This window comes from Paenibacillus sp. ALE3 (genome assembly GCF_054113405.1).
Genome location: NZ_CM134214.1, coordinates 4,860,297 through 4,880,000, shown reverse-complemented (window position 1 = coordinate 4,880,000; position 19,704 = coordinate 4,860,297). Strand labels below are relative to the sequence as shown.

Annotated in this window: 10 protein-coding genes, 21 tRNA genes and 5 rRNA genes (1 of these 36 cut by a window edge); 32 read left to right on the top strand and 4 right to left on the bottom strand. The window is 48.1% G+C overall.

All coding sequences use genetic code 11. The annotated features are described in order from the left end of the window. The 23 genes from ACXHJ2_RS21950 to ACXHJ2_RS21840 form a co-directional block, all read left to right on the top strand. Positions 1-1,693 (top strand): 23S ribosomal RNA (locus ACXHJ2_RS21950); it begins 1,236 nt to the left of the window's first position. A gap of 78 nt (positions 1,694-1,771) precedes the next feature. Beyond that, positions 1,772-1,888: ribosomal RNA gene (gene rrf, locus ACXHJ2_RS21945) — 5S ribosomal RNA — on the top strand. A gap of 36 nt (positions 1,889-1,924) precedes the next feature. Next, positions 1,925-2,001 (top strand) — tRNA-Ile (locus ACXHJ2_RS21940). 22 nt (positions 2,002-2,023) lie between these two features. After that, positions 2,024-2,099, top strand: a tRNA-Ala gene (locus ACXHJ2_RS21935). 4 nt (positions 2,100-2,103) lie between these two features. After that, positions 2,104-2,179: transfer RNA gene (locus tag ACXHJ2_RS21930), tRNA-Asn, on the top strand. A gap of 34 nt (positions 2,180-2,213) precedes the next feature. Further along, positions 2,214-2,287, top strand: a tRNA-Met gene (locus ACXHJ2_RS21925). A gap of 3 nt (positions 2,288-2,290) precedes the next feature. Continuing rightward, positions 2,291-2,382 (top strand) — tRNA-Ser (locus ACXHJ2_RS21920). A gap of 31 nt (positions 2,383-2,413) precedes the next feature. Beyond that, positions 2,414-2,485, top strand: a tRNA-Glu gene (locus ACXHJ2_RS21915). A 7-nt stretch (positions 2,486-2,492) separates the two neighbouring features. Beyond that, positions 2,493-2,568 (top strand) — tRNA-Val (locus tag ACXHJ2_RS21910). Between the two features lie 10 nt (positions 2,569-2,578). Continuing rightward, positions 2,579-2,652: transfer RNA gene (locus tag ACXHJ2_RS21905), tRNA-Met, on the top strand. A gap of 25 nt (positions 2,653-2,677) precedes the next feature. Continuing rightward, a tRNA-Asp gene (locus tag ACXHJ2_RS21900) sits at positions 2,678-2,754 on the top strand. A 50-nt stretch (positions 2,755-2,804) separates the two neighbouring features. Next, positions 2,805-2,877 (top strand) — tRNA-Phe (locus ACXHJ2_RS21895). 25 nt (positions 2,878-2,902) lie between these two features. Beyond that, positions 2,903-2,978, top strand: a tRNA-Thr gene (locus ACXHJ2_RS21890). Between the two features lie 4 nt (positions 2,979-2,982). Then, a tRNA-Tyr gene (locus tag ACXHJ2_RS21885) sits at positions 2,983-3,068 on the top strand. 16 nt (positions 3,069-3,084) lie between these two features. Further along, positions 3,085-3,157, top strand: a tRNA-His gene (locus ACXHJ2_RS21880). An 18-nt stretch (positions 3,158-3,175) separates the two neighbouring features. Further along, positions 3,176-3,250, top strand: a tRNA-Gln gene (locus ACXHJ2_RS21875). A 4-nt stretch (positions 3,251-3,254) separates the two neighbouring features. Next, positions 3,255-3,330 (top strand) — tRNA-Lys (locus ACXHJ2_RS21870). 15 nt (positions 3,331-3,345) lie between these two features. Next, positions 3,346-3,433 (top strand) — tRNA-Leu (locus ACXHJ2_RS21865). 6 nt (positions 3,434-3,439) lie between these two features. Then, a tRNA-Gly gene (locus tag ACXHJ2_RS21860) sits at positions 3,440-3,514 on the top strand. 10 nt (positions 3,515-3,524) lie between these two features. Beyond that, positions 3,525-3,595: transfer RNA gene (locus ACXHJ2_RS21855), tRNA-Cys, on the top strand. A 26-nt stretch (positions 3,596-3,621) separates the two neighbouring features. After that, positions 3,622-3,698 (top strand) — tRNA-Arg (locus tag ACXHJ2_RS21850). Positions 3,699-3,720: 22 nt separating this feature from the next. Further along, positions 3,721-3,794 (top strand) — tRNA-Pro (locus ACXHJ2_RS21845). Positions 3,795-3,803: 9 nt separating this feature from the next. Then, a tRNA-Gly gene (locus tag ACXHJ2_RS21840) sits at positions 3,804-3,874 on the top strand. Positions 3,875-4,078: 204 nt separating this feature from the next. Here the strand turns inward: ACXHJ2_RS21840 and ACXHJ2_RS21835 are convergent. The 3 genes from ACXHJ2_RS21835 to ACXHJ2_RS21825 all read right to left on the bottom strand — a co-directional run bounded on the left by ACXHJ2_RS21835 (position 4,079) and on the right by ACXHJ2_RS21825 (position 6,421). Next, positions 4,079-5,182, bottom strand: a complete 1,104-nt coding sequence (locus tag ACXHJ2_RS21835; protein WP_165084692.1) for a PAS domain-containing sensor histidine kinase — start codon at positions 5,180-5,182, stop codon at positions 4,079-4,081. Further along, positions 5,175-5,828 (bottom strand): response regulator, encoded by a 654-nt coding sequence (locus ACXHJ2_RS21830; RefSeq protein WP_165084690.1) that lies wholly within the window; start codon positions 5,826-5,828, stop codon positions 5,175-5,177. The genes ACXHJ2_RS21835 and ACXHJ2_RS21830 overlap by 8 nt, the downstream gene beginning before the upstream one ends. Positions 5,829-5,971: 143 nt before the next feature. Further along, positions 5,972-6,421 carry a GAF domain-containing protein gene (locus ACXHJ2_RS21825; protein ID WP_165084688.1) on the bottom strand — a complete coding sequence of 150 codons (450 nt, stop codon included), beginning with the start codon at positions 6,419-6,421 and terminating at the stop codon, positions 5,972-5,974. Positions 6,422-6,719: 298 nt separating this feature from the next. On the opposite strand from ACXHJ2_RS21825, the gene ACXHJ2_RS21820 reads away from it, so the two are divergent. The 4 genes from ACXHJ2_RS21820 to rrf (ACXHJ2_RS21805) all read left to right on the top strand — a co-directional run bounded on the left by ACXHJ2_RS21820 (position 6,720) and on the right by rrf (ACXHJ2_RS21805) (position 12,880). After that, positions 6,720-7,460: a Crp/Fnr family transcriptional regulator gene (locus ACXHJ2_RS21820; protein ID WP_064962656.1), complete on the top strand. Its 741-nt coding sequence runs from the start codon at positions 6,720-6,722 to the stop codon at positions 7,458-7,460. A gap of 525 nt (positions 7,461-7,985) precedes the next feature. Next, positions 7,986-9,539, top strand: a 16S ribosomal RNA gene (locus tag ACXHJ2_RS21815). A 217-nt stretch (positions 9,540-9,756) separates the two neighbouring features. Continuing rightward, positions 9,757-12,685, top strand: a 23S ribosomal RNA gene (locus tag ACXHJ2_RS21810). A 78-nt stretch (positions 12,686-12,763) separates the two neighbouring features. Further along, positions 12,764-12,880 (top strand): 5S ribosomal RNA (gene rrf, locus ACXHJ2_RS21805). Together the 16S, 23S and 5S rRNA genes form the textbook arrangement of a ribosomal RNA operon. A 176-nt stretch (positions 12,881-13,056) precedes the next feature. On the opposite strand, the gene ACXHJ2_RS21800 is transcribed toward rrf (ACXHJ2_RS21805), so the two are convergent. Further along, positions 13,057-13,215 (bottom strand): hypothetical protein, encoded by a 159-nt coding sequence (locus ACXHJ2_RS21800; protein WP_165083777.1) that lies wholly within the window; start codon positions 13,213-13,215, stop codon positions 13,057-13,059. A gap of 294 nt (positions 13,216-13,509) precedes the next feature. Between ACXHJ2_RS21800 and ACXHJ2_RS21795 the strand changes: the two genes are divergently transcribed. From ACXHJ2_RS21795 to ACXHJ2_RS21775, 5 genes are all read left to right on the top strand, one after another. Beyond that, entirely contained in the window at positions 13,510-14,841 is a 1,332-nt protein-coding gene (locus tag ACXHJ2_RS21795) for an extracellular solute-binding protein (protein ID WP_058711592.1), read from the top strand. Positions 14,842-14,973: 132 nt separating this feature from the next. Then, a complete protein-coding gene (locus ACXHJ2_RS21790; protein ID WP_013369028.1) occupies positions 14,974-15,864 on the top strand; it encodes a carbohydrate ABC transporter permease in 891 nt (296 codons plus the stop codon). 5 nt (positions 15,865-15,869) lie between these two features. Continuing rightward, positions 15,870-16,703: a carbohydrate ABC transporter permease gene (locus ACXHJ2_RS21785; RefSeq protein ID WP_376740010.1), complete on the top strand. Its 834-nt coding sequence runs from the start codon at positions 15,870-15,872 to the stop codon at positions 16,701-16,703. Positions 16,704-16,733: 30 nt separating this feature from the next. Further along, the gene (locus tag ACXHJ2_RS21780; protein ID WP_165083778.1) at positions 16,734-18,530 is read left to right on the top strand and encodes a sensor histidine kinase; all 1,797 of its coding nucleotides are present in this window, start codon (positions 16,734-16,736) and stop codon (positions 18,528-18,530) included. After that, positions 18,511-19,695 (top strand): response regulator, encoded by a 1,185-nt coding sequence (locus ACXHJ2_RS21775; RefSeq protein WP_013369031.1) that lies wholly within the window; start codon positions 18,511-18,513, stop codon positions 19,693-19,695. Before ACXHJ2_RS21780 ends, ACXHJ2_RS21775 begins: the two co-directional genes overlap by 20 nt. Positions 19,696-19,704: the final 9 nt, after the last annotated feature.

Genomic DNA, 19,704 nt, shown 5'->3' with positions numbered 1-19,704 from the left:
GGAGCGTTGAATGCGGGTTGAAGGTGTACCGGAAGGAGCGCTGGACTGCATTCAAGTGAGAATGCCGGTATGAGTAACGAAAAGATCTGTGAGAATCAGATCCGCCGAAAGCCTAAGGGTTCCTGAGGAAGGTTCGTCCGCTCAGGGTAAGTCGGGACCTAAGGCGAGGCCGATAGGCGTAGTCGAAGGACAACAGGTAGAAATTCCTGTACCACCGTAATCCGTTATGAGCGATGGGGTGACGCAGTAGGGTAGTGACGCGGACTGATGGATGTCCGTCTAAGCAGTGAGGCTGATGTGTAGGCAAATCCGCACATCGTTAAGGCTGGGCTGTGATGGGGAGCGAAAATTGTAGTAGCGAAGGTCATGATCTCAGACTGCCAAGAAAAGCCTCTAGCCAGGAGAAGGTGCCCGTACCGCAAACCGACACAGGTAGGCGAGAAGAGAATTCTAAGGCGCGCGGAAGAACTCTCGTTAAGGAACTCGGCAAAATGACCCCGTAACTTCGGGAGAAGGGGTGCCTCGGTAGGGTGAATAGCCCGAGGGGGCCGCAGTGAAAAGGCCCAAGCGACTGTTTAGCAAAAACACAGGTCTGTGCGAAGCCGCAAGGCGAAGTATACGGGCTGACGCCTGCCCGGTGCTGGAAGGTTAAGGGGAGTGGTAAGCTCGCAAGAGCGAAGCTATGAACCGAAGCCCCAGTAAACGGCGGCCGTAACTATAACGGTCCTAAGGTAGCGAAATTCCTTGTCAGGTAAATTCTGACCCGCACGAATGGCGTAACGACTTGGGCGCTGTCTCAACGAGAGATCCGGTGAAATTTTAATACCTGTGAAGATGCAGGTTACCCGCGACAAGACGGAAAGACCCCATGGAGCTTTACTGCAGCTTGATATTGAATTTGGGTACGATCTGTACAGGATAGGTGGGAGCCGTAGAATCTTGAGCGCCAGCTTGAGAGGAGGCATCCTTGGGATACCACCCTGATCGTATCTAGGTTCTAACTTGGTACCGTGATCCGGTGCGAGGACAGTGTCAGGTGGGCAGTTTGACTGGGGCGGTCGCCTCCTAAAGAGTAACGGAGGCGCCCCAAGGTTCCCTCAGAATGGTTGGAAATCATTCGAAGAGTGCAAAGGCAGAAGGGAGCTTGACTGCGAGACCTACAAGTCGAGCAGGGACGAAAGTCGGGCTTAGTGATCCGGTGGTACCGCATGGAAGGGCCATCGCTCAACGGATAAAAGCTACCCTGGGGATAACAGGCTTATCTCCCCCAAGAGTCCACATCGACGGGGAGGTTTGGCACCTCGATGTCGGCTCATCGCATCCTGGGGCTGAAGTAGGTCCCAAGGGTTGGGCTGTTCGCCCATTAAAGCGGTACGCGAGCTGGGTTCAGAACGTCGTGAGACAGTTCGGTCCCTATCTGTCGTGGGCGTAGGAAATTTGAGAGGAGCTGTCCTTAGTACGAGAGGACCGGGATGGACGTACCGCTGGTGTACCAGTTGTTCCGCCAGGAGCACCGCTGGGTAGCTATGTACGGAAGGGATAAGCGCTGAAAGCATCTAAGCGTGAAGCCCCCCTCAAGATGAGATTTCCCAGTATGTAAGACCCCTTGAAGACGACGAGGTAGATAGGTTGGGGGTGGAAGTGCAGTAATGCATGGAGCTGACCAATACTAATCGGTCGAGGGCTTATCCTAAAGATAAGACGCAATAAAGTTTCGGATCCAGTTTTCAGGGTGTAACCTTGAAGTTAGAATTTGCGAGGCAAATTCATGTTTGGTGGCGATAGCGGAGGGGTTCCACACGTACCCATCCCGAACACGACCGTTAAGCCCTCCAGCGCCGATGGTACTTGGACCGCAGGGTCCTGGAAGAGTAGGACGCCGCCAAGCAAAATCCTTTAAAGGATGATAAAATTTAATGAATTAGGGCCTTTAGCTCAGCTGGTTAGAGCGCACCCCTGATAAGGGTGAGGTCGGTGGTTCGAGTCCACTAAGGCCCACCATTTCTAGATTGACTAAAAGTTTGGGGCTATAGCTCAGCTGGGAGAGCGCCTGCCTTGCACGCAGGAGGTCAGGGGTTCGATCCCCCTTGGCTCCACCAATATTCCCTGATAGCTCAGTTGGTAGAGCACTCGACTGTTAATCGAGTTGTCACAGGTTCGAGTCCTGTTCGGGGAGCCATATTTTTAATACTTCTGAATTTTATATATAAGGTGGCGGCGTAGCTCAGCTGGCTAGAGCGTACGGTTCATACCCGTGAGGTCGGGGGTTCGATCCCCTCTGCCGCTACTCGGAGAGATACCCAAGTGGCTATAAGGGGACCCTCTGCTAAGGGGTTAGACTGCGAAAGTGGTGCGAGGGTTCGAATCCCTCTCTCTCCGCCATAAATTTATTAAATCAGAATTTATTTTGTAAGGCCCGTTGGTCAAGGGGTTAAGACACCTCCCTTTCACGGAGGTAACAGGGGTTCGAATCCCCTACGGGTCATAATTATGGAGGCTTAGCTCAGCTGGGAGAGCATCTGCCTTACAAGCAGAGGGTCGGGGGTTCGATCCCCTCAGCCTCCACCATATTTTATATCGCGGGGTGGAGCAGTTCGGTAGCTCGTCGGGCTCATAACCCGAAGGTCGTAGGTTCAAATCCTGCCCCCGCAATTAATTTCCTATTGGAAATGCCTCTGGAACTGTGGTGTAGAGGCCTAACATGCCTGCCTGTCACGCAGGAGATCGCGGGTTCGAATCCCGTCAGTTCCGCCATTTAAATGCATATAGTACGAACTATATGGTATAGTTATAAAATTAAATATGGCTCGGTAGCTCAGTCGGTAGAGCAGAGGACTGAAAATCCTCGTGTCGGCGGTTCGATTCCGTCCCGAGCCACCTTTCAAGTGGGAATTGGTAATGTGCCGGTGTAGCTCAATTGGTAGAGCAACTGACTTGTAATCAGTAGGTTGGGGGTTCAAGTCCTCTCGCCGGCACCATTTTGGAGGATTAGCGAAGTGGCCAAACGCATCAGACTGTAAATCTGCTCCCTTACGGGTTCGGTGGTTCGAATCCATCATCCTCCACCAGTTTTATAATCATATGGCGGTCGTGGCGAAGTGGTTAACGCACCGGACTGTGACTCCGGCATTCGTGGGTTCAAGCCCCATCGGCCGCCCTTTGATTCTTAATTTAATGGGGATTAGCCAAGCGGTAAGGCAACGGACTTTGACTCCGTCATGCATAGGTTCAAATCCTATATCCCCAGCCATTAAGAGCCATTAGCTCAGTTGGTAGAGCACCTGACTTTTAATCAGGGTGTCGAAGGTTCGAGTCCTTCATGGCTCACCATTTATAAATTATTTTGCGGTCGTGGCGGAATTGGCAGACGCGCACGGTTCAGGTCCGTGTGGGCTAACCCCCCGTGGAGGTTCGAGTCCTCTCGACCGCACCATATTTTGCGGACGTGGCTCAGCGGTAGAGCATCGCCTTGCCAAGGCGAGGGTCGCGGGTTCGATTCCCGTCGTCCGCTCCATTATCCATACGGCGCCATAGCCAAGTGGTAAGGCAAAGCTCTGCAAAAGCTTCATCCCCAGTTCAAATCTGGGTGGCGCCTTAACTGCTCATTATGGAATTTAATATGCGCCCTTAGCTCAGCTGGATAGAGCGTTTGACTACGAATCAAAAGGCCGGGAGTTCGAATCTCTCAGGGCGCGCCATTTCTTAAAAAATGTATAATGTCGGGATGTAGCTCAGCTTGGTAGAGCACCTGGTTTGGGACCAGGGGGTCGCATGTTCAAATCGTGTCATCCCGATACTGATTTGCGGGTGTAGTTCAATGGTAGAACTCCAGCCTTCCAAGCTGGTAGCGTGGGTTCGATTCCCATCACCCGCTTTTTGCTATAGCGGATTCTTGTTGCCTCAGTGGTGACACCTTATAAATAAAGAGAGCCTGTCTGGGGACAGAGCTCTCTCTTTTTTTTGTACATTTATATTCCATAGATTCCACAAAGTGATGGCTATTGTTAGTGCTTGCCATCGGTGTATCTCTCCTGTTCCTGCAGGGGGATACACCGATAACTGATCTAGTGCACAGATTTTACACTGGAATGGTTAGTTGGATGGAGGTTCCCCGATTTGGAGCAGAAGTCATGCTCATGAAGCCGCCTACTCCTCTAGCTCGTTCTTCCATGCTGAACAATCCAACTCCCTCTCCTTTGGATTCTCCAGAGAAGCCCATACCCTCATCCCGAATAGTTACTTTTATTATTTCGTCTTGATCCTCTACATCAACGTATGCTTCTGCTACATCTGCGTATTTAGCCACATTCGTCAGTGCTTCTTGTACAATTCTATAGATTGCTATTTCTTTTCGGATATCAAGGCGTTTACGTAAAGTACATTGAAAATGCACTTCGATTCCGTAATGCGAACAGAAATTTTCAATATAAGTTCTTAGGGCCGGTACGACACCCAAATCATCCAGAACTGAGGGACGAAGTTCCCACGCTAAGCCACGAACATCTTTAATGATATCAGTTACCTGTGTACGCAGATTTTCCAGAGTAGCACTGGGCTGTTCAGCTAGTTGGCTATCTAGTTGAATAATAAGTGAAAACAGGCTTTGACCAATCCCATCATGAAGCTCTCTTGAAAAGCGTTTACGCTCTTCCTCCTGTATTTGCATGACTTGCGTCATCATGGTCTGAAGCTCTGCCTCTACTTTTTTTAATTTAGTTACTTCATTACGGATCGCTAAGTACTGATAGGGTTTACCTTCCTCGTCCATAAATGGAACAATCGTAGTATTCACCCAGTAGTAGCTGTTATCTTTAGCACGATTTCGTATTTCTCCCTGCCATACCTCACCAGAACGGATCGTAGTCCACAGGTTCTTCATGAAGGCTCGAGTATGATAGCCCGAATTAATGAGACGATGATCCTGCCCGATCAATTCTTCACGACTATATTGCGAAATCTCACAGAACTTATCGTTTACGTACTGAATAATTCCTCGATGATCGGTCAGAGCAACGATGGAAGATGTATCTAGAGCAAATTTAAGATTGGATAGCTGGTGGAGAGAACTACGCAGTACATGGAGAAAAGGAGAATCTGGTATATGAATTTCCAAATCATTCAGTAGTTTATCGGTTGACTCCCCAAAGGCGGGCTGCAGTAAAGGGTTAGAAGGTTCATTCATAATGGAGCAACCCCTTTTTCAGTGCAAATTTGACCAACTCAGGCCGTGTTTTCAAGTTAAGCTTCTCCATAAGGTTGCTTTTGTGGGACTCTACGGTTTTGACGCTAATCACCAGGTGTTCGGCAATTTCCTTGTTGGCATATCCTTTGGCTACCCATGATAGGATCTCTTTTTCCCGCTCAGACAGGGATTCATACGGTCCGGCTATGCCCTCTTGTTTGATTTTGTCCAGATATTCACTCATCAGGCGTTTGGTTGCATTGGGGTATAGATAGGCACTGCCTTCGGCCACAGACTGGATGGCAGCGAGTAATTCCTCATGAGGTGCACTTTTTAAAATATATCCAGATGCTCCGGCTTGAATGGCTCGGAACAGATATTCCTCATCATCATGCATCGTTAAAATAAGCACTTCTGTATCCGGCAACTGTCTTTTTAATTCGGTGGTTGCCGTGAGGCCATCTTTGCCAGGTGGCATACTAAAATCCATGAGCACGACATTAGGTTGTAGCTCCACCGCTTTGCGGATTGCTTCATCCCCGTCTGCTGCATCTCCTACTACCTTAATACCGTTTTTGCCGTCCAATAGGGCCATGAGGCCAGAACGTACGACAACATGATCATCCACTACTAGTATACGAATCAATTAGTCATCCCCTCGAACGGTAAAAAAACCGTGCGTTTTGTCATAATCATAGCAAATTTTAGGGATTTCAATCAACAGAGATAGTTAGATGAGCTGTTCATGTTCACTTATATTTATAATTTTATTTTTCTTCAAATATCAATCTATGGAGTGAGAGGGAGAGCACATAGCTGGCCAAGGCGATGTGCGACTTGAGTGGCCTTGGCTACATCAGATTCGGTGAATGTTCTCACTTCACGGTTACCAACAAGTAGCACACCGTTTGGCAAGTCTCCTGTACTGGAAATGGGAATGGCTACTGCAGAATGTAACTGTTCGGCCAGCATAAGCGCACATTCTTGACGTAAACGTATACTGCCTGATATTAAAGCGCTAACGGTTACGGTACGCCCTAGACGAACAGCCATCCCGGCAATCCCATGACCGACTTTAAAAGAGATAAGGCGATAGCGATTGTTTCGGCTGCCGGAGGCATAATACCAATGCAACTTACCCCCTGACTTGGACATAAATGCAAGTGCAGTGAGATCCCCATAAACATGATCTCGCAACTGGTTCAGTTCATTTCGCATTTCATCCGTTATTTGTAGCATAGAAGACACATCCTTTATCTTAACCAACTGTAGCTCTAATTTATTGTAATTCCGACAGGTACAAAAGTAATTCAGGGAACCCCCTGATCTATAGGCGCAGGAAACACTGACTTTTCATTAGACTGGGTAATCAATAAGAGGTGGGGCGATAAATGGGGCGTTAGATAATCCTGGAAGTGATATTTATCACTGCAAATCAGGGAGTAGGGAGGTGCAAAATCAGGTGTTCTCCCGATAACAACCCAGGAATCAAAACATTATGATAAAGATATCAGGTAAACACGAGGAGGACGCTAATATGCAAGCCACTTGTATGGAACGGTTTAGGGACGAAACGCAGCGCACGGGGATTCAGCTTTTTCTGACGGAAGAGCATTTTGAGCTGTTAAAAGATATTATGTCGTGGAAGAAGGTAAAGGCAGGCGTTATGCTTTTTCGAGAGGGTGATGATGCGGAGCAGCTTTATTATATACATTCGGGTCATGTTAAACTCCGTAAATCGACAGAAGACGGTAAAGAATTGATTCTGACTATTCAGCACCAAGGCGATTTGATCGGGGAGTTTAGTGGGATAGATGGGGAAGAGTATAGTTGTACTGCAGAAACAGCCGATGTGTGTGAGTTAGGTGTTGTGCTTGTTAAGGACCTGGAGTCACTCCTGTCTAAGAACGGGGAAATGGCGCTTCAGTTCATACAGTGGATGGCAATGAAGCAACGAATTATGCAATCACGGTTTCGGGACTTACTGTTGTATGGTAAAACGGGGGCACTAGCGTCTACACTGATCCGTGCAAGTAATACATGTGGTGTAGCTGTGAAGGATGGCATTTTACTGAACATGAAGCTAAGTCACTCCGAACTGGGCGAGATGATTGGAGCAACGCGCGAAAGTGTGAATCGGATGCTGAGCTCGCTAAAAGAGCAGGGAACCTTGGATACGAGAGACGGAAAAATCGTCATTCATGACCTGAAGGTGTTGCGTGCCATGTGCTGTTGTCCTTCGTATGGCCAATGTGCCCATGAGGTTTGTAGGTTATAAAATGATGAGCATCGTTAGGCGGGGGGCTAAAAGACTCCGTCTAATTGTAAGTCTTCTGACAATAAGCAAATAAAAGGAACGAGTATTATAAATATCAAAAAAATCGACGACGCGTTTAGCGGCAAATCAACGATATAGTTTTTTTAAAAGTAGTACATGTTGAAATAGCTGACTATTAGCAAATAAAATTCAGATATTGGATATTTGTAAAATATTACAAGTTGTATTCTGTAGTTGAAAATGGTATATTATTTGAGCTGACAACAAAACAGCCGTTTCGAAAAAGAATAACTAGGGCGAAACAATCTTCGAAAAGAAGAGAAAAAAATAACTCTTGCATTTTTGGAACGAACATGATATGATCTTATAGCTGCTGAAAAACGCAGCGAAAAAGAATTTGATCTTTGAAAACTGAACAACGAGTGAGTAAATTGATTTTGTTCGCAAAATCAACAATGAGATATTTTATCTCGTCAGTTTCAACATGAGCTAATCGCTCTTTCTATAACCAACTTCGGTTGGTCTTTAATGGAGAGTTTGATCCTGGCTCAGGACGAACGCTGGCGGCGTGCCTAATACATGCAAGTCGAGCGGGGTTGTTTAGAAGCTTGCTTCTAAACAACCTAGCGGCGGACGGGTGAGTAACACGTAGGCAACCTGCCCACAAGACAGGGATAACTACCGGAAACGGTAGCTAATACCCGATACATCCTTTTCCTGCATGGGAGAAGGAGGAAAGACGGAGCAATCTGTCACTTGTGGATGGGCCTGCGGCGCATTAGCTAGTTGGTGGGGTAATGGCCTACCAAGGCGACGATGCGTAGCCGACCTGAGAGGGTGATCGGCCACACTGGGACTGAGACACGGCCCAGACTCCTACGGGAGGCAGCAGTAGGGAATCTTCCGCAATGGGCGAAAGCCTGACGGAGCAACGCCGCGTGAGTGATGAAGGTTTTCGGATCGTAAAGCTCTGTTGCCAGGGAAGAACGTCTTGTAGAGTAACTGCTACAAGAGTGACGGTACCTGAGAAGAAAGCCCCGGCTAACTACGTGCCAGCAGCCGCGGTAATACGTAGGGGGCAAGCGTTGTCCGGAATTATTGGGCGTAAAGCGCGCGCAGGCGGCTCTTTAAGTCTGGTGTTTAATCCCGAGGCTCAACTTCGGGTCGCACTGGAAACTGGGGAGCTTGAGTGCAGAAGAGGAGAGTGGAATTCCACGTGTAGCGGTGAAATGCGTAGAGATGTGGAGGAACACCAGTGGCGAAGGCGACTCTCTGGGCTGTAACTGACGCTGAGGCGCGAAAGCGTGGGGAGCAAACAGGATTAGATACCCTGGTAGTCCACGCCGTAAACGATGAATGCTAGGTGTTAGGGGTTTCGATACCCTTGGTGCCGAAGTTAACACATTAAGCATTCCGCCTGGGGAGTACGGTCGCAAGACTGAAACTCAAAGGAATTGACGGGGACCCGCACAAGCAGTGGAGTATGTGGTTTAATTCGAAGCAACGCGAAGAACCTTACCAGGTCTTGACATCCCTCTGACCGGTCTAGAGATAGACCTTTCCTTCGGGACAGAGGAGACAGGTGGTGCATGGTTGTCGTCAGCTCGTGTCGTGAGATGTTGGGTTAAGTCCCGCAACGAGCGCAACCCTTATGCTTAGTTGCCAGCAGGTCAAGCTGGGCACTCTAAGCAGACTGCCGGTGACAAACCGGAGGAAGGTGGGGATGACGTCAAATCATCATGCCCCTTATGACCTGGGCTACACACGTACTACAATGGCCGGTACAACGGGAAGCGAAGCCGCGAGGTGGAGCCAATCCTAGAAAAGCCGGTCTCAGTTCGGATTGTAGGCTGCAACTCGCCTACATGAAGTCGGAATTGCTAGTAATCGCGGATCAGCATGCCGCGGTGAATACGTTCCCGGGTCTTGTACACACCGCCCGTCACACCACGAGAGTTTACAACACCCGAAGTCGGTGAGGTAACCGCAAGGGGCCAGCCGCCGAAGGTGGGGTAGATGATTGGGGTGAAGTCGTAACAAGGTAGCCGTATCGGAAGGTGCGGCTGGATCACCTCCTTTCTATGGAGAATCGTTTCCTGCGATGGAAACATTCAAATATGAAGCATAAGCTTCAAACTTACTCACTCGTTGCTCAGTTTTGAGAGTTCAAACTCTCAAATTGCACCTTGAAAACTGGATACCGAAACGAAATTGCGTTTTAGAATATTCCTTTAAGCTGATCTTGTGTAAACAAGTGAAATAAAGGTAGCATATCGTATTTACATTGTAGATACTAGGTTAAGCTACAAAGAGCACACGGAGGATGCCTAGGCGCCAGGAGCCGACGAAGGACGTGGCGAACAACGATAAGGCCTCGGGGAGCTGTAAGCAAGCTTTGATCCGGGGATGTCCGAATGGGGAAACCCGGCTGTCTTCATCGACAGTCACTACTCACTGAATTCATAGGTGAGTGAGAGGCAGACCAGGGGAACTGAAACATCTAAGTACCCTGAGGAAGAGAAAACAATAGTGATTCCGTCAGTAGCGGCGAGCGAACGCGGATTAGCCCAAACCAAGGAGCTTGCTCCTTGGGGTTGTGGGACGTCTCACATGGAGTTACAAAGGAACCGGTTAGATGAAGAGGTCTGGAAAGGCCCGCCAGAGAAGGTAAAAGCCCTGTAGTTCAAAACTTGTTCCCTCCGAGACGGATCCCGAGTAGTGCGGGGCACGTGAAACCCCGTATGAATCCGGCAGGACCATCTGCCAAGGCTAAATACTCCCTGGCGACCGATAGTGAAGCAGTACCGTGAGGGAAAGGTGAAAAGCACCCCGGAAGGGGAGTGAAATAGATCCTGAAACCGTGTGCTTACAAGAAGTCAGAGCCCGATCTATGGGTGATGGCGTGCCTTTTGTAGAATGAACCGGCGAGTTACGTTCCCGTGCAAGGTTAAGGTGAAGAGCTGAAGCCGAAGCGAAAGCGAGTCTGAATAGGGCGAATAAGTACGTGGACGTAGACCCGAAACCGGGTGATCTACCCCTGTCCAGGGTGAAGGTGCGGTAACACGCACTGGAGGCCCGAACCCACGCATGTTGAAAAATGCGGGGATGAGGTGGGGGTAGCGGAGAAATTCCAATCGAACCCGGAGATAGCTGGTTCTCCCCGAAATAGCTTTAGGGCTAGCCTCGGAAAAAAGAATCGTGGAGGTAGAGCACTGATTGGGTGCGGGGCCCGCAAGGGTTACCAAGCTCAGTCAAACTCCGAATGCCATAGATTTAGTTCCGGGAGTCAGACAGTGAGTGCTAAGATCCATTGTCGAAAGGGAAACAGCCCAGACCATCAGCTAAGGTCCCCAAGTGTGTGTTAAGTGGGAAAGGATGTGGAGTTGCACAGACAACCAGGATGTTGGCTTAGAAGCAGCCACCATTGAAAGAGTGCGTAATAGCTCACTGGTCGAGTGACTCTGCGCCGAAAATGTAACGGGGCTAAACACACCACCGAAGCTATGGCTTGATGCTTTGCATCAGGGGTAGGGGAGCGTTGAATGCGGGTTGAAGGTGTACCGGAAGGAGCGCTGGACTGCATTCAAGTGAGAATGCCGGTATGAGTAACGAAAAGATCTGTGAGAATCAGATCCGCCGAAAGCCTAAGGGTTCCTGAGGAAGGTTCGTCCGCTCAGGGTAAGTCGGGACCTAAGGCGAGGCCGATAGGCGTAGTCGAAGGACAACAGGTAGAAATTCCTGTACCACCGTAATCCGTGATGAGCGATGGGGTGACGCAGTAGGGTAGTGACGCGGACTGATGGATGTCCGTCTAAGCAGTGAGGCTGATGTGTAGGCAAATCCGCACATTGTTAAGGCTGGGCTGTGATGGGGAGCGAAAATTATAGTAGCGAAGGTCATGATCTCAGACTGCCAAGAAAAGCCTCTAGCCAGGAGAAGGTGCCCGTACCGCAAACCGACACAGGTAGGCGAGAAGAGAATTCTAAGGCGCGCGGAAGAACTCTCGTTAAGGAACTCGGCAAAATGACCCCGTAACTTCGGGAGAAGGGGTGCCTCGGTAGGGTGAATAGCCCGAGGGGGCCGCAGTGAAAAGGCCCAAGCGACTGTTTAGCAAAAACACAGGTCTGTGCGAAGCCGCAAGGCGAAGTATACGGGCTGACGCCTGCCCGGTGCTGGAAGGTTAAGGGGAGTGGTAAGCTCTTTGGAGCGAAGCTATGAACCGAAGCCCCAGTAAACGGCGGCCGTAACTATAACGGTCCTAAGGTAGCGAAATTCCTTGTCAGGTAAATTCTGACCCGCACGAATGGCGTAACGACTTGGGCGCTGTCTCAACGAGAGATCCGGTGAAATTTTAATACCTGTGAAGATGCAGGTTACCCGCGACAAGACGGAAAGACCCCATGGAGCTTTACTGCAGCTTGATATTGAATTTGGGTACGATCTGTACAGGATAGGTGGGAGCCGTAGAATCTTGAGCGCCAGCTTGAGAGGAGGCATCCTTGGGATACCACCCTGATCGTATCTAGGTTCTAACTTGGTACCGTGATCCGGTACGAGGACAGTGTCAGGTGGGCAGTTTGACTGGGGCGGTCGCCTCCTAAAGAGTAACGGAGGCGCCCCAAGGTTCCCTCAGAATGGTTGGAAATCATTCGAAGAGTGCAAAGGCAGAAGGGAGCTTGACTGCGAGACCTACAAGTCGAGCAGGGACGAAAGTCGGGCTTAGTGATCCGGTGGTACCGCATGGAAGGGCCATCGCTCAACGGATAAAAGCTACCCTGGGGATAACAGGCTTATCTCCCCCAAGAGTCCACATCGACGGGGAGGTTTGGCACCTCGATGTCGGCTCATCGCATCCTGGGGCTGAAGTAGGTCCCAAGGGTTGGGCTGTTCGCCCATTAAAGCGGTACGCGAGCTGGGTTCAGAACGTCGTGAGACAGTTCGGTCCCTATCTGTCGTGGGCGTAGGAAATTTGAGAGGAGCTGTCCTTAGTACGAGAGGACCGGGATGGACGTACCGCTGGTGTACCAGTTGTTCCGCCAGGAGCACCGCTGGGTAGCTATGTACGGAAGGGATAAGCGCTGAAAGCATCTAAGCGTGAAGCCCCCCTCAAGATGAGATTTCCCAGTATGTAAGACCCCTTGAAGACGACGAGGTAGATAGGTTGGGGGTGGAAGTGCAGTAATGCATGGAGCTGACCAATACTAATCGGTCGAGGGCTTATCCTAAAGATAAGACGCAAGGAAGTTTCGGTTCCAGTTTTCAGGGTGTAACCTTGAAGTTAGAATTTGCGAGGCAAATTCATGTTTGGTGGCGATAGCGGAGGGGTTCCACACGTACCCATCCCGAACACGACCGTTAAGCCCTCCAGCGCCGATGGTACTTGGACCGCAGGGTCCTGGGAGAGTAGGACGCCGCCAAGCACAAAAAAAGAGCACAGCCTTAATGGCTGTGCTCTTTTTTTGTATATCCGATTCATTTATCATTCATATGAAAGGCTCATGGCATGCCTTTGTTTAAAAGCACTACAATATTCTGGTTGTCCTTGTATATTGCTGCCTGACGTGCTGCTTCAACTGACATCCATCACTGTGCGATGTTAATCTATTTTAACCTGTTCTGCCTGGAGGGCACTTAAGGCTTGAAGTTTACGGGTAATTTCCTTTTGCCACTTTGTATCTCCGACTTGTACGGCAAGATTGAGAAGATCCAAATAATCATCGATATGCAGGGAGGTTTTACTAAAAGCTTCTTTCACTGCGGTCCTGCCTCCTTTAAAGTCTATGTGTATTTATCATTTAATAATGATAATCATTATCAAATAACGATCTTATTCATATTATGCCTGTCTTCTAGATAAATTGCAAGTTATGATATGAATGAATTTTGAAGCACGCAAATGAGGGCTTAAAAAAACAAACCCTTCTCCTTAAGTTCACGCATTGTTCACGTCTTTTCTATGGAACATAATGAAAAGAACAAGCGGGCATTGAGTGTCCACCGACTAGGAGGATAAATTGCGCAATGCTTCAACCAGAGGAGGAATAGGAACATGAGCAGAATAAAGATGAAAGCGTTTGCCGTTGTGGCGGCGGGCGCCTTGGCATTGACGCTGGCAGCTTGTAATAACGGACAGAGCGCAGGTCCGGGAAATTCAGGGGAAAAGGGTGGAGGCAATGTAACGAAGGATGTGACGATTACTTTTCAAAACATCAATCCTGATCCGAGCACCCCTTCGTACAAAATGATTAAGCAGATTGTAAGTCAATACGAGCAGGATCATCCTCATGTCAAAATTGAATTGGATTCGTTAAATACAGATCAGCAAAAGCTCAAGCTAAAAACACAAGCAGCAGCGAAGGAAGTACCGGATATTACGATTGTAAATCCGGCTGCACAGATGAAGCCATTTGTAGATGCCGGGCTACTGGCACCATTAAATGATGTAGCTGATAAAGAGGGGTTAAAAGATACGTTTCAGGATGGCCTTCTTAATTACTATAGCTTCGATGATAAGCTGTATGCTTTTCCGGATGGTAACAATATAGAAGTGGTCTTTTACAACAAAGAGCTGTTCGAGCAGGCGGGAATTCAAAAGTTGCCGACTACCTTTGATGAGCTGATTACAACGGTCAAGACACTAAAAGCGAAGGGAATTACTCCAATTGCTATTGGGGAAAAGGATTCATGGACTGGTTCCCTCCTTTTTATGAATATTCTGTTGCGTACGAATGAAGGACCAAACTTCCTTAATGATGTGCTGGATGGCAAAAAGACGTTTAACGACCCGGCTTTTGTGGAAGCTGTAGATGCGTTCCAGGAATTGGTGCAGGCTGGGGCTTTCCCGGATGGAGCCACATCTATTGACTATAATGCAGGCGGTAATATTTTTAAAACAGGAAAAGCTGCGATGTATATCATGGGCACTTGGGAAACAGGTTCTATTGATGCTTCCCCGGTAGCGGGTAAGGTCGGAGCGTTTCAGTTCCCTACGGTGAATGGCAAAGGGAATGTAAATGAGTATGTCATCGCGCCAGGTAGCGCGTTTGCGGTATCTGCGAATAGTGAACATTTACAGGAGACGAAGGACTTTCTGCACTATTTTATTACAGAGATGCCCAAGATTCAGTTTGATCTGAAAAATGCAATTGGCAGTGGTCAGAAAATGAAAGGCGATCTGAAGGAAGCGGGTTATTCCGAACTAGCCATTAGTCTCAATGAGCTGTTCAAAAATGTAAAAGGAGGAGACCTCGCTTTTGATAATACGATGAATCCGGCTATTGCGCAGGCGCATCTAAGTAGCATTCAAAACCTGTTTGTGCAACAAGAAGACTCTGCGCAAGTTGCGAAGGAACACCAGAACACTTTTGAAGCCAATAAATAAGTGAGGATTTTGCAAAATCCTGAAGTAGCGGACTCTAGGGGAGGGAGCGAAGGTACTCTTCCCTGATTCGCAATCACATATGGTTAAGCATCCCCAGAAGATACTCCGAATCAACACAAAGGAGATTAGAGCATGAATGTACTGAAGGTGCCGGCACGCACGATTGCCGTTTTCGTGCTGCCCTGCCTGTTGCTGTATACCTGTATGGTATTTGTTCCGATTCTGGTATCTGTGTATTGCGGGTTGCTAGATTGGAACGGAATTGCAGAGGCGAAGTTTGTGGGGCTAGCTAATTTCAAACGAATTTTTACAGCCGATCCAGTGTTCTGGCCGTCCGTGAAGCGGACGATGATGTTCGCTGTATTTTCCATGCTGGAAATTCCACTCTGTCTGCTGCTGGCGATTTTACTCAATCGTTATGTGCGTAAGGCAAATACATTGGTAACGATGTATTTTCTGCCGGTCATTCTATCGGTGGTCATTATCGGGCAGTTGTGGAAAACGATCTATAATCCGGCCTCGATGGGTGGGATGCTGAATGGTATTTTGATGGCGGTCGGGCTGGAAAGCTGGACACGCTCTTGGCTGACGGAACCGCAGATAGCGATGTATGCTCTATATTTTGTATCGTTGTGGCAATATTTTGGCTACCATTTGCTTATCCAGTTTACCGGTGTACAAAATATACCCAATGAGCTGTATGAAGCAGCTAAAATTGATGGGGCAGAAGGATTCAAAGCAGACCGTTACATTACGTTGCCACTCATTGTGCCTATTTTCAAAATATCTATTGTATTAGCCTTTATCGGGTCTTTGCAATCGTTTGATTTGATCTGGGTGATGACGGGTGGAGGACCGGCCCATGCGACGGATACAGTATCCACGTATATGTACAATATGTCCTTTTTATCTATGAAATACGGGTATGGCAGTGCATTGGCTTCATTTCTCGTAGTAATCTGCTTGTCATTTACAATTGTGATAAATTTTGTTTTCAAACGGATCGAAAATAAGGTAAGCTAAAGGAGATGGGACTGTTGAACGCCTTGAAAAAAACGGGAGTCTTCTCCCTGTTGGCTGTCTTAGTGGTCACGCAGCTGTATCCACTCTTTTGGTTGTTGACCTATTCGTTGAAGACGAATGAAGAGATATTAAGTTCAAGCTTCTTTGCACTCCCTCAAGTGCCCCAGTGGCACAACTATCAGGAGGCCTATGAATCAGGGAGCTACTTGCGTTATTTAGGAAACAGTGTGCTGGTGACTGGGGTTACGATGATGTTCGTCATTGTATTAAGCTCGATGACTGCTTATGCAATTACACGTTTTCGCTGGCGTTTCGGGGCTGTTGTACTGACGTTGTTTTTGGTCGGGATGATGATCCCCATGCAAGCTACACTGCTACCGCTGATGGTGATGTTTAAAAACGTCCATATTCTGAATACGTATTTCTCGCTGATTTTACCCTACATTGCTTTTCAGACACCGATTGCGGTCTTCATCCTATCCGGCTTTATGCGGTCCATTCCCCACGAAATTGAAGAATCCGCCTACATTGACGGAGCGAGCATTTATCGTATCTTCCGCAGTGTAATCTTACCCATCTCGATTCCGCCTATCATGACAGTGTGTATTTTAACTTTCATTAATATCTGGAATGAATACATTATGGCTGCCACCTTTATCTCGTCCGAAAAGCTAAAAACTCTCCCTTTCGGCGTTTATACGTTTGTCAGCCAGTATTCTGTGAACTACGGCAATATTGGTGCTTTTCTAGTTATGGGAGCCTTACCGGTCATTATTATTTATTTTGTCCTGTCCGAAAAAATCACCAAGGGCATGGTTGCAGGAGCGGTTAAAGGATAGGCGGCCGATGCGAAAGGAGCGCACGAAGGTATGATGCGCCGTTTTCAATCCATTCAATACCGCTTGTTTGTTCTGTTCCTATTGAGCATGTCCAGCATTGTGCTGGCAGTCAGTCTATTATTTTACAACCGTACTACAGTGCAGTTCCATGATAAGATCAGCGAGCTTGCGCGTAAAAATGTATCTCAGACGGCAGGACTGTTCGAATTGCTGCTCGACAGCTATAACAGTCTCTCCAAGTCGATCAGCAACAATATGGATTTGGTTCGTCTGCTGACGACAGATCATAGTGATTTACCTGCTGTCAATTACATCAACGAACGTACGATTACGAATATCCTTGGAGCCATCTACTATTCGCGGGAGGACCTAATCGGCATTCATGTCATCACAGACACTGGCAAGGTATACAATTATGGAAATTATATGAATGTCATTGATACTCATTACGAGCATACGGAATGGTACAGGGAGATTCAAAGATCGGCGGGCAAAATTGCATGGCTGGGTGTGTATCCTCACTCTGTCATCGACCAAGTGGAAACCAGACCTGTGTTTGCATTCGGACGGCAGCTCTATGATCTGGATGAACACAAGCCGATTGGTATTGTTCTGTTTGAGGCTGAACCACGTTCAGTATTGTCCGCTCTCCACAATTTGCGGCTGAGCACTAATAGTCAGGTATATCTGTTGGGCCATGAAAATCGAATTGTATCGGCTACTTCTTCTGATCCGCCACCAGATTTGCGAAATCTACAGGAACAGGTCCCGGAGGAGGATGTAATTGTAGATCGGAATAATGAGAAAGTTGTAATCGCTTCCAAACTTCCGTTTGCCGATTGGTCGGTGATTAGTGTGACACCCAGTGAGGATCTGAACGTAGAACTGGCGCAAAATCAAAGATACTTATTTATCGTGGCACCTATACTCATTATGGTGTCAGCGCTAATTGCGTCCATCGTCTCTAGGAGCATCTCCCATCCGCTCAAACGAGTTATTGGGGAAATGAAACGGGTAGAGACAGGCAATTTTCGTCACACGGTAAACATCGAATCTTATGAAGAAATCAACCAGTTGGCTACTTCTTTCAACCATATGGTAAGACAGATTGCAGAACTGATTGAGTTAGTGCGTATATCATCGGTCAGCGAAAAAAATGCGGAGCTGCACGCTCTACAGACGCAGGTTAATCCACATTTTCTGTACAATACGCTGGATATGATCTATTGGATGCTGGATGAAAAGGGACAGGATCAGCTCGGTGAGGTGGTTCTCTCCTTATCCCATATGTTCCGTTACAGCAGTCACTGGGAAGAGGGAGCCGATGTAAGTCTTCGAGAAGAGGTAGAGCAAGTCGGCCACTACCTCACCATTATCCAAGCTCGGCTGGAGGGCAGGGTATCTGTTGACGTCAACATTGAGGAACAATGGCTGGATATCCGTTTGCCCAAAATGACCTTACAGCCGTTAATTGAAAATGCGGTGAAACACGGGCTGGAGCCTCTTCATGCAGATACAGGTGGCAAACTGCTCGTCAGAGCGGAGGAGTATGGCGGTGTATTGAGTCTGCATATCATAGACAATGGTGTAGGGATGGAATATGAACGATGGGAGGTGGTCCAGGTCGCTTTGGCAGAACCCGGCAAACAGGCGGGCAGCGGGCAGGCGGGAGGCATCGGCCTGCAAAACCTAAATTTACGGCTACGGCACATGTTCGGAGAAGAGTACGGCCTACGGATCTCCAGCACACCAGGGGCCGGAACGACAGTCACTGTAAGTGTGCCTCTGCCACAGAAGGAGGAGAAACATGAATATTCTGATAGCTGACGATGAAAATATGATTCGACAGGGGATTCGGCGCACTATTGGCCAAGCTCTACCAACCTGCGGCATTCATCTCGCTGCTTCCACCGAGGAAGCAGCAGGCATTCTGGCGGAGCATCCTGTGGATATTGTATTGACTGATATCCTGATGCCCGGTATGGATGGTCTGGAGTTCATGCGTATTTCCAAGCGAAAGCATCCTCATCTGCAGTGGGTTGTCATTTCGGCCCATTCCGACTTCCAATATGCGCAAAGAGCAGTAAAGCTGGGTGCCAAAGACTACCTGTTAAAGCCAATCGGCAAAAAGAAGCTACTGGAATGCATTGAAATGTTAGCAGCCGAAGCGCTCGTGGCCTCGCAACAGGCAAACGAGGGCAGGCTTCTTAAATCCAATATGGTTTATTTACGTGAAGCTGTTTTCCAACGTTATGCACTCGGATTGGATACGGGGAAGCTGGATATACAGCCTTTCGTCGAAAATTATCCAGAATTCCATCTTTTTATGGTTCGCATGGAACCTGATCACAAGCAGACACATTTGGAGCATTTTATGATTGAAAATGTACTGTCCGAGCTCATTGAGGCTGGAGGCAGCGGTTTTGTCGTCAGTCTAGACCGCCATAGTCTGCTGGGGATTGCAAGGCTAAGGGATGAAGCAGAGGCTGCACGGTTAGAGATGTTGCTTGAATCCCATTTAAAGCGTTATGTCAGAGTGCCTCTGCAAATTACACGTTCAGGTGTCCATCACAATTTCTCATCCATACCTGAAGAGGTGGCGCGACTAAGACGAACGCCAGAGGAGATTGCAGCCGCAGCAGCGGATACAGGAGAATGTCTCCGCAAGGGCATGCATACAGTTGATGTAGCATTGCAGTATATTCGGGCTCACTTTACAGAGGAGCTGTCACTGGAAAAAGTGGCCTCAATCGTATTTTTAAATCCAGTATATTTCAGCCAGCTATTCAAGCAAAAGACGGGACAAGGGTATAAGGATTACGTCATTTCCTTGCGTATGGAAGAGGCGAAGCGGCTACTAAATGATCCTCATCTGCGGCTGGCTGATATTTCCGAGCGGATCGGCTATCAAGATATGAGGCATTTTACACAGGTGTTTCGGCGCAAATGTGGAATGACTCCGACCGAGTATCGGCATCAAGGAGTTAAATAAGTTGGTATC